Below are 14919 nucleotides of genomic sequence, written 5' to 3'. Positions count from 1 at the left end.
GCAAGCTTAACAACCATCTTTTTAAATTCTAGCGTATATCGATCATAATGACGCTTTCTAGTTTGCCCCATATTCTTACCCTTTAGATTGACAGAAAATACTGTCAACTAAAGTGGTATAGGTTCAGAGCGAAGCGGCGTGTAGGCTGTCCCAGCCGCGTAGCGGCGACAATAGCAACTTGTTATGTGTGTGCATTTTCTGCACCTGATTTACTCTTGCGGTAAACAGCAAAATACCAAGCCCCCGTTGATGCTGCTAACCCCATTGGGCCATAGGTTAAAAAGAACCCAGATGAAGAGCCAAATGCATTGGTAATGCTAATACCCATTACTACGAGAAATAACGTAGAACCCAGCAAGCCCACAGCGCCATAAACCACCAACCAAGAATAGATGCTTAAATGCAACTTCTTTTGAAGGAAAAGAAGTGGAAAACCAAGGATGAAGGCTAAAATATAGGCGAATGGTAAAACTATGCCTCCAAACAAAATGCTTGCTAGCCCTATACCTGCAAACAAGGTTTCAACAGTCATAATTGCCATTGCACAGAATGCTGCAATTACACTAAATGAATGTAGTTCTCTCAGCATGGTTTACACATAACGCCTCAAACAGGGGCGAGCGTTAGCGAGTCCCGGCCGAAGGCCCTTGCTGGTTTGAATTGTTATACGTGTTCTCACAGGCGGCTCTTATCCTCTTTACATAGAGCTTCTAGATTTTTATTAAATTCACTTTCTACATCTTCAGGAACAATTGGCTTGAGCATGGCCCAGGAATTATTACCCATCCATTGCTCTACGGCCCCAAATCCCTCTTCTCCATCCCACTCGATCATGAATCGCTTTTCGCCGTGAGCATAGATACTGTGCACAGACCCACAATAATCTAAATCTGTATCAGGCTTATCCTCTTTGTATCCTTGTTCGGAGAAGATCTCAACTAAAGCATTTTTAAGTTTGTGATACTCGTGCATATGAATTTACGTATAACAGTCCGTAAACGAGGGCTTCGCCCTCTTTACTATAATATAGGGTCCCCAGCTTATTGACTGGAGGATTAATGCGCCAAGTCTAACCCATTGAAATAACAGAACAAAATCTGTCATTGCGTTTGCCTGCAATTAATAACAGGGGCAAATCCCCGGTTAAGATAATAAGCTGGGCAAAATACTGTACATACATACAGGAATGACAACAATGAGTGCCTCCCCCTTCCTACAAAACATCCGTGAGCATATGCTGGTTGAGCGTTACAGCCGTAGAACCGTTGACTCTTATCTGCATTGGATTAAACGCTACATCCTTTTCTGTAACAAGGTACACCCGGCGGAGTTAGGAGGAACGGACGTTCAACGTTTTCTGACCCATTTAGCCGTTAATCGTAGTGTATCGGCGTCCACCCAGGCTACCGCCGTCAATGCATTAGCATTTCTTTACAATAAATACTTACACTCACCGCTGGATTTCTCTCGTTACCAAAAAGCCAAACAGCAGGCTAAATTACCAGTGGTACTAACAGAACACGAAGTGAAGAATTTGCTGGCCGAGCTAAGCGGTAAGGTAAAGCTGATGGCCTGTTTGATGTATGGCTCTGGCCTGAGGCGTATTGAAGTGGTGCGCCTGCGTGTGCACGATATAGACATCGAGCATTTGCAAATACGCGTTTGGAATGGCAAAGGCGGTAAACATCGCTTGACCACGCTGGCACCCGAGCTACTGCCCGCACTCAGCGCTCAAACTGCGAAGGTAGCATTGCAATTAGAAGAGGATCTACTAAACCCAAGTTTTGCCGGCGTTCATCTTCCTAATGCACTAAATAGAAAGTTTACCAAAGCCAGCAAGAACCTAGGGCCTGTTAACACTAATTTAGCACCACTGCTGGAGGTCAGTTTTTTGTCCAGCTAGGCGCCGGACGTGCCAGGTAGTGGGCCTACATAAGCGGCGGGCAACAACGCTGGGCAAAAAACTGGCCCCAGCCCGAAGGGTTGAGCCTGAAATGCGCTCGCTCGTTGTTGCTCACCGCTGATTTGGGCCCACCAAACTACGCGGCTCGCGCCTAGATCGAGCGCATTTCAAGCTCAACAGAGGCGCTAAATTAGTGTTAACAGGCCCTAGACTGGCAATATTTATTTCCTGCAAGCCGCTTGAGCATAGACCCTGCCACACGCCTAATTCGTCGGCATCACTTTGATGAGTCATCGTTAAATAAAGCGATTCGTGAAGCTGGAACTCGCATCGGTCTTAGGCAAACGATTACCTGCCACACCCTTCGTCACTCATTCGCGACACACCTATTACAGGCCGGTGCCGATATCCGAACCGTGCAACAACAGTTGGGCCACTCTGACGTTACCACCACCGAGATCTATACACACGTTATCAAGCAAGGCGCGCACGGCGTTAAAAGCCCGTTAAGCGCTGTGCTTTAACGTTACCCTAGTTCAGTTTCCAAGGGCTCTAACGCCTTGAGCAACGAGGCAAAGCTTTGTGTAGGAGATGCAGTGATTGCTGGCATTGATTCGGGCTGGTGAATTATTCCGGCCTGTGGGACTTGATAACCCTGCGGGCTGCGCCGCTATGCGGGTGTGTCGAGCTCTTCCTGAGCACGCCCTAAGGTTGCCAGGGCAGCGCTTAAACGCTGCCGGCGTTTAAGTGTTCCAGACGCAATGCGTCTGGTGAACCGGGGTCGGTTCTTCGCCAGACCTCCAGCAACCACAAACAAAAAAGGCCGACTTAAAAGTCGCGCGGTGCTGACTGAGCGCTCCTTGGGCCGGATTGAATGATTACAGCCTTTGGGCTGTAATCACCCTTCGGGCTGCGCAGCAAAGCTGCTTGTTCCAGACGCAATACGTCTGGTGAACCGGGGTCGGTTCTTCGCCAGACCTCCAGCAACCACCAACAAAAAAGGCCGACTTAAAAGTCGCGGTGCTGACTGAGCACTCCTTGGGCCGGATTGAATGATTACAACCTTTGGGCTGTAATCACCCTTCGGGCTGCGCAGCAAAGCTGCTTGTTCCAGACGCAATGCGTCTGGTGAACCGGGGTCGGTTCTTCGCCAGACCTCCAGCAACCACAAACAAAAAAGGCCGACTTAAAAGTCGCGCGCTGCTGACTGAGCGCTCCTTGGGCCGGATTGAATGATTACAACCTTTGGGCTGTAACCACCCTTCGGGCTGCGCAGCAAAGCTGCTTGTTCCAGACGCAATGCGTCTGGTGAACCGGGGTCGGCTCTTCGCCAGACCTCCAGCAACCACAAACAAAAAAGGCCGACTTAAAAGTCGCGCGGTGCTGACTGAGCGCTCCTTGGGCCGGATTGAATGATTACAGCCTTTGGGCTGTAATCACCCTTCGGGCTGCGCAGCAAAGCTGCTTGTTCCAGACGCAATGCGTCTGGTGAACCGGGGTCGGTTCTTCGCCAGACCTCCAGCAACCACAAACAAAAAAGGCCGACTTAAAAGTCGCGCGCTGCTGACTGAGCGCTCCTTGGGCCGGATTGAATGATTACAACCTTTGGGCTGTAACCACCCTTCGGGCTGCGCAGCAAAGCTGCTTGTTCCAGACGCAATGCGTCTGGTGAACCCGGGTCGGTTCTTCGCCAGACCTCCAGCAACCACAAACAAAAAAGGCCGACTTAAAAGTCGGCCTTTTTTGTTTGAATATTGGTAGCGGGGGCCGGATTTGAACCGACGACCTTCGGGTTATGAGCCCGACGAGCTACCAGGCTGCTCCACCCCGCATCAACGTCTTCTGTGGCAGTGGCTGTTACGCCTTGGGGCTGGTATCCCCTGCCATCAGAGGCTGCGCATTATAGGGAGGTGAACGGGGGTGGTCAAGGGGTGTTTGCAAAATAAAATTGTCTATTTTTCAAACACTTGCATTTTACCCTCGCTGTAAGCCCCGCCACCTCACGCTTACAAAAAAAGGGCCGCCCGTCAGGGCGGCCAAATAACACCACATAAAGCTACAAGGTTTTGAGGTATTCCAGAATAGCCATTCGCTCTGCGTCGGTAAGCGACTGAGTGAACTCGTGGCCCCGATTACCATTACCGTAGAGGTAGGTGTTGAAGATCATACGCGACTTGATCTGCTTGTCGGTGATCGGCGGTGGCGACTGGTAAGCCAGTGAGTTGAACTCGGCCACCTTATTCGCCACGTTGGCAAACACAATATCCGCCGTGGCCATGTCGTTAGTACAGGGTAGGAAGGGCGAGGTGAAGATATTGTTGCTACAGGCCAGTGACTCGTATTTCCAACCCAGCTTGGTGAAATCAAAAGCGGCGAAGCTGTAGTCGTAGCCACGGTTTTTGCCGTAGATACCAGCATCGGTTTGCCGCCGCTTCCACACTTTCGGCCGATCAGACGGCTTCAACACACCCCACAGGTCGGGAATACTGCCGTTGTGGAAGAAGGGCGCGTTACCCCACACACCGTAGAGCGGTGGTGCGATGTAGCCAAACGGTGCGATCCACTCGTTGGGGCCTTCTGGCGAGAAGATAGGACCTTCGTCGTTGTCGTAGGCGGCACGTGGCACGCGGTTAAACTCACTCACTACCAGGTTATCCGCATAGCCCTCATGGTCCGGGCTCATATCGTTATAGGCCAGGTAGGAGGTGTTCCAGGCGCGGCGTTTACGTTCGTCCGACATCAACAGCGCCCGCTCCGGATCGGTACCGATGGTCTCCAGCGGTGTGATCACCCCGGCGATGCCCTTAAGGCGCGGGTCGGGCAGATAGTTGGTATCGGCGGCGTAGCGTGGCGAGTAAACACCGTGGCAGCTGGCACAGGAGCCGTTACCGGCCGCTTTGGGAATATCCGGGTTGGCACCATTGGCCCACAGGTCGCGCTCGTGGAAGAGTACGGCGCCCTGCTCCGCCAGAGCCGTGTCGATGGTCCCCGGGTAGCTGGGGGGCGACATGGAGATCAGGAAGTTGTCGATATCCTCAAACTCGCTGGTCAGCGCCCGGCGTTCGGCGGCGTTGCGGGTCAGGTTGGCGACACCAAAGGCCATCTCCGAACGGACGTTATCCGAGGTGAGCGCACCATCCCAAAACTGACGGGTTTTAAAGGCGCGATGGTACCAGTGTGGTGCCTTGGTCATACCGCCGGCGTGGGTTGGGAAGTACTCCAACAAGCTCGGCGCCAGCATCATGGTGTCCATATCAAACAGCGCCGGCAGGTAGTCGATAATACCAATGGCATCAGAGGTACCACGGCCGGTACTCCAGGGGATGGGTGCCAGCTCCAGGGGTGCGGTAAAGACATTCGCCCGGAAGAAGTCCGCCTGTATCAAACCGGCATCACCAGAGCCGTTAGCACGGCCCCAGTGGAAGTAGGCTTCGCTTTCATCACCCACCCGCGAGTCGTGGCAGCCGGAACAGCTGGAGGCGATCATACCGGTGTAGTTACCGTCGTCATCGCGCACCTGAATCATACCCATTGGCAGCTGGCCACTACCGCCGTCGGTTTGATTCGGGTCTTCCCAGGGCAGTGGGTAGGGGTTGCGGAATGGCGCTGGTGACAGGCCGTAGCGCTTGACCACCTGCTCGTCGAAATCCGAAGGCCGGAACAGATAGCCCCAGGTTTGGTAGAGGTTGTAGTAGGCCAGTGAGGTACTGAAAAACTGGAAGTAGGCGCGGGTCTCCAGATTGGCTTTACCGCGCTCCACACTGGCTCTGAACTCGCCACAGGTGGTGGGATTGGGCGGCAGAGAGTTATTCACAAAAGGTGCCGGTGGGTTATGCAAATCAACCCAATAGGCATTGAACTGCACCGCGGAGTTGGGGTTGTTAACCCCGTCTACCACCAGGGTACGAGGGTCCAGTGGAATAGGCGTGCTATCGGGCTGGTTTTTACAGCCGGCAGCGATGGGCGAGCGAATATATTGTTGGTCTAACAGGGGTAATTCATCGGCTGACGTGGGTAGGGCGGCAGCAGCGGTAAAAGCAAACCACACCGCCGTCAATCCGCCCTTAGTAACATGGCGAAGCATGACTACACCTCCAAAAGTGTCGTTATTATAAATGTGCACCTGTCCGATCAGGCGGCATACTTTTGGATGCAAAAAAACAGCATCTCTTTTTAACCAGCGGCAATATAAAAGATGGAGGCGACCAGGCGCCTCGTCTGAATGGATGAATTTCGGGTTTGATAGCTAACCACCAACGAGCGGGCGATTAGTCAAATGAGATGGGTAACAAACTGGTACTTTTAGTAACCTTTATTGGCTAAAGCCGCTTAGCTTTATTAAAGCAGTTGCTGCAAAAATAAAATTTTACGTTAAATTAACCCCTATTTTTGCAGACTAAAATTAATAATCAGCAGGCCTATAGCACTTTTTTAAGCCCGTGTGATTCTTAGCTCGGCCTTCGTCTAAACACAAATTATTATTGTTCAAATGCCAGTAAATGCAGCCCCTGCCCCTTATGGGTTAGAGATTTTAAATAGGCTCGCACACACAAATACAACACCGCGCCATTGCACAAATGCCATAAAAAATGGGTGCCCAATGGCCACTGCCCACAAATACTGTTATCGATAGTACGCAATGTTAGTGATACTAAAAAAAGTACCAGTGCCGTCAATAAAACAAAGGGCTCCGGCTGATGACTCAAACGGTGATAAATGCCCAACCCGGCGACAAAAAGTGCGGCAGCCAAATAAGATTGTGAACCGTTAATATCCACCGGCAACAGTCCCAGCAACCAGCCACTCACTAAAAAAAGTATCAGCAGCGAAGCCACGCCCCACACAGGCAGAGCTATCACATAACGGCTGTAAGCCGCCAAAAAGACCAGTTGGAATAACGAAATAGGTATCACATCGGCCAACAAAGACCACTGATTGGCCAGGGTATGGAAGGCACTACTGCCAATAAAAATGGCCAACAAAAACAGGAGCTGCAGTTGCAACGCGATACGTTGTCCTGGCAATAAATTCGGCCAGGCCTGTCGGCTGGGCGACAACAGCAGGATAAAGGCGAGCAAAAAAGCGCCGTTGGAGAGGGCATTCCAGGGTTCCGCCCACAGGCCAGGGCCGAGGCGTTCACAGTAGAGGTCGATCATTGGCGGGCAGGCTCGCGGACAGAAAATCCGATTATAACGACTTTAACTGGCAGGCCACATCCACAGTATGTGACGAGGTTAGGGTCAGCTCCACGCTTAAACAGAAGCCACGCACAAACAGAGGGGTGTTACCAAGGGAGAGCCGTTAACAACAGGGGAAAGTAGCTATAGAGGGAAGGCGGCAGACATGCCTAGCAAAGAGTTAGATAACACGAGGAATGGCTGATTCATTAAATAACCAACTAAAGCAGCCGGCCACTGGATTAATCGCTAGCCTATCGGCTAATACGTGGCCCGGTAACACTACCGGGCCCACGCGGTAAACCGTTTACTCTTCGATACTGGTCTCTTTCAGAGATTCACAGCGAATCCGGTCTTCGGTTTTGGCACCCATAATTTTCGCCAACCAGGGCGGTGGTGAACCGGCCATCACCTGTTGCAGGCGGCCCAGCACTTCCCGTGCCTCGCCCCCAGCAATCTCCTTGATGATGTATACCCCGGCGCGAATCACCTTGGCGGCAGCGGGGCCACCCACGGAGACAAAATAGCCCACGTCGCAATCGGCAATTAAATTGGCGCGGAAGAGGTTTTTATCGTCGGAGAAGTCGGCCGCCAACGCCGAGCGGGCGTCAATCAGTTTCAGCTCTGTGCCACTCATCTGATAGATCAGATAGCGGATACAGGAGCCAAAATGGCCATTGAGCTGCTCCTCACTGTTGGAGGCCACCGCAACGCGGATGCTGCCCTCCTGCGGCCCCTCAAAGGTCTCCATTTTAATGGACTCCTCATCGGTGGATTCACCCCACAGGATGCGGACCGCCTCTTTCATCTCTTCCAGACCGATACCGATATCTTCACCATCTTCTTCACCATCGACACTGGCGAAACTGGTCTTCAGATCGGTAACGGTAACGGTTTTTAACGTCTCTTCGTTGATCTCTCCATCCAGGCGGGAGAAGAGTACCTCCAACAATTGAGAGACGGTAATGCCCGGAAGAATACGGGCGGCCAAGGCGATTTTTAAGGCGGCTTCCCGCTCTAGGTTACTCGCAGACATAGTAGAGTCCTCTGCTTAAAGCGACAGCTGCACCAAACCATTGGTTTTGTTATTCCACTCATCCATGGTGAAAGCTTTTACGGTCAGAGCGTGGAGTTCACCGGTGGCCAGGTAATCGGAAAATCCGGAGAGCACCAACTGTTGCCGCTTGACCTTGGTCATACCCTGAAAATGTTCACTAATAACGGTGACACTAAAATCACAGTCGGCACCTTCCACTTCTATTTCCGCTTCCGGCACCAGCTCGGCCACTTTCTGTTCAACAAATTGGCTTTCCACATTGCACTCCTTAACTGGCTTTAGGCGGGGGTGGAAACAGTTGCTTTGCTGAGCGAACCGTCGGCTACCATTTCACAGATAACATCGCTGCCGCCAACGAGCTCACCATTGATAAACAGTTGTGGGAAAGTTGGCCAGTTGGAAACCTTGGGCAGCTTTTCGCGAATAAAGGGTGCCTGTAGAACATTAACGTAGGCGTATTCGATGCCGGCTTCTGCCAAGGCACCCACCGCCGCGCGGGAGAAGCCACACTCGGGAGCCTCGGGGACCCCTTTCATGTAGAGGATGGCCGGGTTTTCGGCGATTTGTTTACGAATTTTGTCTTCAGTACTCACAAAACACTCTCCTGTTTATCGGTTTGCCTGGTTATCAATAACAGCAACACTGTTTTTGATTCACGCTCGGCCTAATTTGATTTGCAAATTTGGTGAACCCTACATGCAGTAGGTGGCTGCGGCAGCACTCAAGCCAGTCACACGCCCCCGGCACAAGCCGGTGGAGCGCGCTTAAACGGCTAGGGAAAGCGCCGCATTAAATTCGGCAATGGGTAAACCCTTGGCGGCCTGCCGCAATAATTTCAATATTTTGGCGGTGCTGGCGACATCCAGTGCGGTGAAGTCATCCAGGGTGGCCAAACGGTGATCGGCACCGGCCAGCAACAGGATGTGCACCATGGTTTCGCGACCGGCCGAGGCGGCATAAATTAACGACGTTGCGCCATTGTCGTTTTGCTGGTTGATGTCGGCACCAGCCTCAATCAACGCCTGCAGAGTGTGCGGGTCGTTACCATAGCAGGCCAGCCATACAGCGGAGTTACCATCGTTGTTGGTGATATCGAGGCTGGCGCCACGGTCAATCAGCTCCACCACATATTCGGTTCTACCCTGACGGGCGGCCAGCATCAGCGCGGTTTCACCATTGAAGCCGCGGCGGTCCAGGTCGTCGCAGGAGTAGCCGTTGTCGTTCAGCCAATCGCAGACATGCTTGGGCATTTTAGCCTGATGATTCTGCGCCCATAGGTCGTAACCACCGGCCAGCACCAGAACGTTCTGAAAACCAAACTCCACCAGCAATTCCGCGATGGCTTCGGCATCCTGTTCACCCTCGCCGTAGATCAGCAGAGTCAGGTGCTTATTGATGTTTTGCAAAAACATTTTCAGGTTGTCTTTGCCAAAATTAATGGCGTTGGGAATGTGGCCGCAGCGATAGGACAAGCGGTCGCGCACATCCAGCACCAGAATATTCTCTTCGGCCAGTACTTTTTCTGCCGATTTCAGATCAACTTCCTTAAACCCACTCATTGCTTCCACCTCAATTAAACTGCGCTTGGAGTCATTGTCATTTTTGCCGTCGACAACACCGGCGATTTTTAAAGTTGTCGATTTTCCTACAATGGTCGAGCGTCGCTTTGGATCAAGATCAATCGGCAGGTTTAGTTATTATTCCGATCTTTCAAGTAGTAGTAGCCGGAGAATTGTGTGATGCGCTCATCCACAATGGGATGACCAACTGCCATTTGGTAGACAAATTGGTATTGCTCATCAGACAAACCCAGAAACTCGTGCCAGGGATCGTCGAAAAAGCAGCCAATCCCTGTGGCCGCCACACCTGCGTTGGTGGCTGCCAGATAAACCTGTTGCGCCAGGCTGCCCGCCTGCCAGAACAGAGTCCGATACCAGGAACTGCCCATCTGCAAGAGTGATTGCTCAAATCGTGCCAAGTACCCAATGGTGAAATTGCAGTCGGCAGCGATCGCCTGTTGACAGCACAAACTACCGGTTACCTTGCGGGCATTCGCCACCTTGAGCTGCCATAACTGGTGTTGATTGTTGTCGCTACCCCACTGTGCCGCTGTCTGCCAGTCCGGCCAACGCTGCATGGCCGCCTGCAGTGGCGCCCGCTGTTGGGCGCTGCCCGGCAGTACGTAGAGGCCCGGCTCCAGCTGTTCGACATCGTGGACCACGATAATCAAGTCCAGGCCGGCTATGGTCCCGTCGACACCGGATAACAGCGGTTGCCCCAAGCTCTGCAGGCGCTGCAGCAGCTGTAAAAATTGGGCTTTAGCCATGGGCTGACGCTGGAAGCGCTGGGCGCTACGCCGGTTAAGAGCCACCTTGTCAAAGGGCATATCTGGCAGGGAGTCTGGCTCAGCCAGCAGGGCCTCGGGTTGCTGAACCGGCAGCAGCCAGGGCCATTGGGCTTCGGCTTCACCGCCGTCAGTGGCGCAAGCACGGGCCACCTCATCCACCGCCGGCCAGCGATAGAAGCTTTTTTCACCCAGGCTGTTGGGTGTGCCATACCACTCGCTGATGGCGTTCAATGCCGCCACTGCCTGCTGGTGCACCTGGCTGCTTTTGTCGGAATTGCTACAATCGATCGTTTCGCGGGTGATGTAGAGACAACACTCAGCCACTTCACCCTCTTCCGGGCGGATGGTTTGGTATTCATGGTTGGCCAAACCCAGAGCCCGGCTCATGGTGGGCTCGTCAACACGCGGCAACCAATAGGCCGACCAGCCCAGGCTGCGCGCGGCATAGGCGGCGCAGCTCATGGCGTGGCCGACATCCAACTGGCAGTAGCGGTAGGCGCGTTCGCCATATTTCCAGCTCTCCCGCCACAGCACCGAGCTAAACAGCAGCAAAAAGCCCTGATTCAGCTGTCCCTGACCGTGGCCACCGCCTCGGCGGGTGAGCTCGTGCTGCTCGGCGTGGTAGTGCTGCAAGCCAACCAAGTTGGGGTCTTCGCTGCTTTCACTGTCGAGCAGGCAGTAGGCTTCGGTGGGGTGGAGGTTGCCACTGGAGGGGTTGACCCTAAGCGCCCACTTATCCGGCCCGTACTGTTTCCAGGCGGCCAGGCCAAAGCTGAGGCGAAAGAACGCCGACAGTGTTGCCTGATTGATCGGTTGTGGAGTTATGGTGCTGGCGGTCAGGCTCGCCAGTTGGGAGAAGTCCACCGCTGCCAGTTGTGTCTCCAGGCTTAGGGGAATGGCGGTACTGCCGGTGAATTCGCGAAAGGGGTTGGGTTGGTTATCCCAATCGAGGGTTTCCGGTCCGCGGGCGTAGGCCTCGAACCGGTGTTTGGTTAATTGATGGTACTGCTTAACCGCAGCCAGCGCTGGGCCGGCGTTCGATAACTCATCAGGGGGAGAAGACACACGCGCGTACCTCTAATCTTCCGGTCCAAAACAGTCTTCGTAGGCGGTGCACTGTTCACAGGTGGGCGCCCGACAGACGTAGCCCCCCTCCATTTCGCACAGCTGCTTGTAGAAGAATTTTTTCCACTTCATGTCTTTGACATTGAGCTCTGCCAGCGGTCCGAAATTGGCCGTCAACAGCTCGGAGAGCATTTGCCGGTTGGGCAGCCCCAGATCGCGCCACAGGTGGTTACCACCCAGGCAACCGGCAGCGACGATATCCGCCAACCAGAGGGAGCTGGGATGTTCGCTATTGGCATTGGCCGCAATCAGATCGCGTACCTCCTGCCACTCATCCTGGCGCATATCCAAGAGACTCTGGCGCACATCCTCCCAGGGCTGCATGGAGAAATCGATCTCCAGCTCTGGGTTGCTGGCCACCAGAAAACGGGCGACATCCACCCGGCTCTCATCGCTCACCCCCAGAAAATAGGGCAAGCAGCTCAAGCCGTTGCGCTGAGCCTGATAAATAAAGCGAAACAGTCGGCCGTTGATCGCCGACAACGAACGGTCGGCAATCGCCGGTGCCGCACTGGGCGCCGGTTGGTAGTTGCTGACTTTGAGCTGATCTGAAACGTCCATCCGTTTATCCTTTGGCAGTCTGCGTGCGGGCGCAGCTCTCAATATCATCGTCGGCCTTGAGCAGCGCATCGGCCTGCTCAATATTCACCGGTAATATCTGATGCAGTTTCTGCCAATCGAATCCCACCCAACGCTGGCCGCGCCAGGCGAGCAGCGGGCGACGTATCAGAATGGGGTTGGCCACCATGGCTTGCAGCAGTTGCTCAGGGCTCATGGCGGATGGATCGAGCTCTCCGGATTTAAATTGCGGGGCCGATTTGTTGATCCATTCCGCCACAGGCAACCCTGAGAAAAATTGGCGTAGCAACTCGGTAGACCAACGGTAGTTCAGTAGATCCTGTTCGATAAACTCCACTCCGGCCGCGTGCAAAATCTGCCGCTGTTTGCGGTTGTTAATACACGTGGGCTTGCCAAAAAAGAGGGGTATATCGTCGTATAACATTGGGTCTAACTCGATTGCGGTCTGTGCGAATTGAATTCGCGGTCGACATTAGCGCGCTTGAATCTCTTGCAGCGCCTCTTCCATTTTTTCCGGTGGAATACCGGTTAATGAGCCGAATGGATTGATCGGTGCGCCCTGGGCGTCGAGGATGGTCTCTTCGATCGGGCAGATACTGGCACACTGGGCATCGGCGTAATCGCCTTCACACTCGGTACATTTTTTTGGGTCAATCACAAAATGCTTATGTCGCTCGGACAAGTAGATCGCATCGTTAGGGCACACAGCGGAACAGGCGTGACAACTTACACAAGAATCAACAATGGATAATGACATCTGCTTGTCTCCTTTTTAACACGGCGATTTTATTTCCGGCATTTTCAGGCTAATCATAAATTTTTGAAGAGTCCCCATGGCTTACGCCATGGGGAAGCAACGCAATTAAGCGGTTGCGGCCTCTTCTTCCACCAACTCTTCCAAAGCGCCGTTATCAATCATCTCTTGATAAACTTCGCGAATGGCGTCATCGATAGTTTCCATGGCGTGCTCACCATTGGGAGCGATACCGGCATCTTCCAGCATGCCCCATGGCTCGAAGCCAATTTTGGAACAGAGTACAACTTCACAACCTTGCAGGGCGCGAATAGAGCCTTCCAGAGCGCTCTCTTTCTCACCACACTCGGAGTTACCGATGCAGTACTGATCCACTTTGCGGTGGCTGATAAAACGCACACCTTTGCTGGAGGCTTCGTAGATCAGGAACTCGGTAGCGTGACCGAAGTGTTGGTTGATAACACCCTGTCCACTGGTGGCAACCGCCATCAACACTGGACGATAAACTTTGTCATCGGCAGGTTTGGCAACGGTGGCTGAAGCCAGACGAGCTTTCTTGGCTTGTTTTTCCGCCAGCTCTTCTTCAATACCCTGATGCACAGCAGCACGAACTTTCATGGCTTTGTCGTAGTCGATGTTCATTTCGGCAATTTTATCCAAAGTGAACTCTTCACCACGGTCTTCACCCAACAGGCCCACGGCGTCGGCACGACACTGACGGCAGTGACGCATCATGTTCATGTCACCGGCACAGGAGTCTTGCAGATCTTGCAGCTCTTCAGGGGTAGGACCACGCTGACCCATAACACCGTAGAAAGTACCGTGTTCGGCTTCAGCGATCAGCGGCATAACGTTGTGCAGGAAAGCGCCTTTTGACTTAACAATGCGGCTCACTTCTTTCAGGTGCTCATCGTTAACACCGGGAATCATTACCGAGTTAACTTTTACCAGAATGCCGCGGTCAGTCAGCATTTGCAGACCTTTTTGCTGCTGCTCGATGAGGATTTTGGCTCCTTTCACACCGTGGATACGACGGTTGTTCCAGTAGATCCATGGGTAAATTTTGGCACCAATTTCCGGGTCAACGGTGTTGATGGTGATGGTAACGTGGTCGATGTTGTGCTTGGACAACTCTTCCACAGCTTCGGGCAGAGCCAGACCATTGGTGGAAACACACAGTTTGATATCTGGCGCCTGCTCGGAGAGCATGCGGAAGGTGGCAAAGGTGCGCTCCGGATTGGCCAAGGGGTCGCCAGGACCGGCAATACCGAGTACGGTCATTTGCGGAATAGTGGCCGCTACAGCTTTGGTTTTCATGACTGCTTCTTCAGGGCTCAACAACTCGGATACCACGCCGGGTCGTGACTCGTTGGAACAGTCGTACTTACGGTTGCAGTAGTGACACTGAATGTTACAAGCGGGCGCTACAGCGACGTGCATACGCGCAAAATAGTGATGCGCATCTTCGGAATAACAGGGGTGATTGAAAACTTTCTGTTTGATATCTTCGGACAGATGAGACATTTGATCATCGGTGGTACCACAAGAACCTGATGAACAACCTCCGCCTTCGGCTGGCGCCGCCTCATTTATTACACTTAGGTCCATAATAAACTCCTATACCTGCCACATCACGATTTTAGTTTTAGCGGTCGCCCTACGTAGCACGGCCACTTCCAGGTTGGTGAGGCAGGTGTTGCAACCTCTATGCCCGCCAAAAGCAATTTTTAACCCTTTGAAAAATAACAACATTTTTAGCCTGACTTTATGTTTTGTCGGAATTTGTACCACTCGGAACAATCCTTTCGTGACAAAAATGTAAAGGTCGCAACAGGCAGGAAAATAAAAATGACAAGAACTTATTCGGCGGATTATTTGATAAATCGCAAATCAGATAAAGAATTGGCAAGCTCAACGGGAGAGCCGGTTAGTTGCCAAATTTTCGATTGATTTAAAAATGTTTTCAGTGCGAGATTA

The 14919-nt window shown here is 52.7% G+C and carries 14 protein-coding genes, 1 tRNA gene and 1 pseudogene; 2 read left to right on the top strand and 14 right to left on the bottom strand.

The genetic code is table 11. The annotated features are described in order from the left end of the window. Positions 1-181: 181 nt before the first annotated feature. Both SBL51_RS21720 and SBL51_RS21715 read right to left on the bottom strand, forming a co-directional pair. Positions 182-589, bottom strand: a complete 408-nt coding sequence (locus SBL51_RS21720; RefSeq protein ID WP_317933277.1) for a hypothetical protein — start codon at positions 587-589, stop codon at positions 182-184. An 86-nt stretch (positions 590-675) separates the two neighbouring features. After that, complete coding sequence (locus SBL51_RS21715) at positions 676-972, bottom strand: hypothetical protein (RefSeq protein WP_317933276.1); 297 nt, start codon at positions 970-972, stop codon at positions 676-678. Between the two features lie 223 nt (positions 973-1195). Between SBL51_RS21715 and SBL51_RS21710 the strand changes: the two genes are divergently transcribed. Together SBL51_RS21710 and SBL51_RS21705 are read left to right on the top strand one after the other, a co-directional pair. Further along, on the top strand, positions 1196-1903 hold the full coding sequence (locus tag SBL51_RS21710; RefSeq protein ID WP_317933275.1) for a phage integrase N-terminal SAM-like domain-containing protein: 708 nt from the start codon (positions 1196-1198) through the stop codon (positions 1901-1903). A 206-nt stretch (positions 1904-2109) separates the two neighbouring features. After that, positions 2110-2427 (top strand): annotated as a pseudogene (locus SBL51_RS21705) (tyrosine-type recombinase/integrase); the annotation flags it as partial. Positions 2428-3658: 1231 nt separating this feature from the next. Here SBL51_RS21705 and SBL51_RS21700 read toward each other — a convergent pair. The 12 genes from SBL51_RS21700 to nifB form a co-directional block, all read right to left on the bottom strand. Continuing rightward, a tRNA-Met gene (locus tag SBL51_RS21700) sits at positions 3659-3735 on the bottom strand. A gap of 224 nt (positions 3736-3959) precedes the next feature. Then, positions 3960-5987: a hypothetical protein gene (locus SBL51_RS21695; RefSeq protein ID WP_317933274.1), complete on the bottom strand. Its 2028-nt coding sequence runs from the start codon at positions 5985-5987 to the stop codon at positions 3960-3962. A 394-nt stretch (positions 5988-6381) separates the two neighbouring features. Beyond that, a complete protein-coding gene (locus SBL51_RS21690) occupies positions 6382-6885 on the bottom strand; it encodes a hypothetical protein (RefSeq protein WP_317933273.1) in 504 nt (167 codons plus the stop codon). 502 nt (positions 6886-7387) lie between these two features. Next, the gene (locus SBL51_RS21685; protein ID WP_317933272.1) at positions 7388-8116 is read right to left on the bottom strand and encodes a dinitrogenase iron-molybdenum cofactor N-terminal domain-containing protein; all 729 of its coding nucleotides are present in this window, start codon (positions 8114-8116) and stop codon (positions 7388-7390) included. A 15-nt stretch (positions 8117-8131) separates the two neighbouring features. Continuing rightward, on the bottom strand, positions 8132-8395 hold the full coding sequence (locus SBL51_RS21680) for a BolA family protein (RefSeq protein WP_317933271.1): 264 nt from the start codon (positions 8393-8395) through the stop codon (positions 8132-8134). A gap of 20 nt (positions 8396-8415) precedes the next feature. Continuing rightward, positions 8416-8730: a Grx4 family monothiol glutaredoxin gene (gene grxD, locus SBL51_RS21675; RefSeq protein WP_317933270.1), complete on the bottom strand. Its 315-nt coding sequence runs from the start codon at positions 8728-8730 to the stop codon at positions 8416-8418. Between the two features lie 171 nt (positions 8731-8901). Then, positions 8902-9696 (bottom strand): ankyrin repeat domain-containing protein, encoded by a 795-nt coding sequence (locus tag SBL51_RS21670; protein ID WP_317933269.1) that lies wholly within the window; start codon positions 9694-9696, stop codon positions 8902-8904. Positions 9697-9827: 131 nt separating this feature from the next. Further along, positions 9828-11549, bottom strand: a complete 1722-nt coding sequence (locus SBL51_RS21665; protein ID WP_317933268.1) for a SagB/ThcOx family dehydrogenase — start codon at positions 11547-11549, stop codon at positions 9828-9830. 12 nt (positions 11550-11561) lie between these two features. Next, positions 11562-12170, bottom strand: a complete 609-nt coding sequence (locus SBL51_RS21660) for a nitrogen fixation protein NifQ (protein WP_317933267.1) — start codon at positions 12168-12170, stop codon at positions 11562-11564. Positions 12171-12174: 4 nt separating this feature from the next. After that, a complete protein-coding gene (locus SBL51_RS21655; protein ID WP_317933266.1) occupies positions 12175-12612 on the bottom strand; it encodes an ArsC/Spx/MgsR family protein in 438 nt (145 codons plus the stop codon). 48 nt (positions 12613-12660) lie between these two features. Beyond that, positions 12661-12945 (bottom strand): 4Fe-4S dicluster domain-containing protein, encoded by a 285-nt coding sequence (locus tag SBL51_RS21650; RefSeq protein ID WP_317933265.1) that lies wholly within the window; start codon positions 12943-12945, stop codon positions 12661-12663. 105 nt (positions 12946-13050) lie between these two features. Continuing rightward, the gene (nifB, locus tag SBL51_RS21645; protein WP_317933264.1) at positions 13051-14550 is read right to left on the bottom strand and encodes a nitrogenase cofactor biosynthesis protein NifB; all 1500 of its coding nucleotides are present in this window, start codon (positions 14548-14550) and stop codon (positions 13051-13053) included. Between the last annotated feature and the right edge of the window lie 369 nt (positions 14551-14919).

This window comes from Halioxenophilus sp. WMMB6, assembly GCF_033283405.1.
Classification (GTDB): Bacteria; Pseudomonadota; Gammaproteobacteria; order Pseudomonadales; family Cellvibrionaceae; genus Halioxenophilus.
Note: the sequence above shows the minus strand (reverse complement) of the source record. Positions and strands in the feature narration are given on the sequence as shown.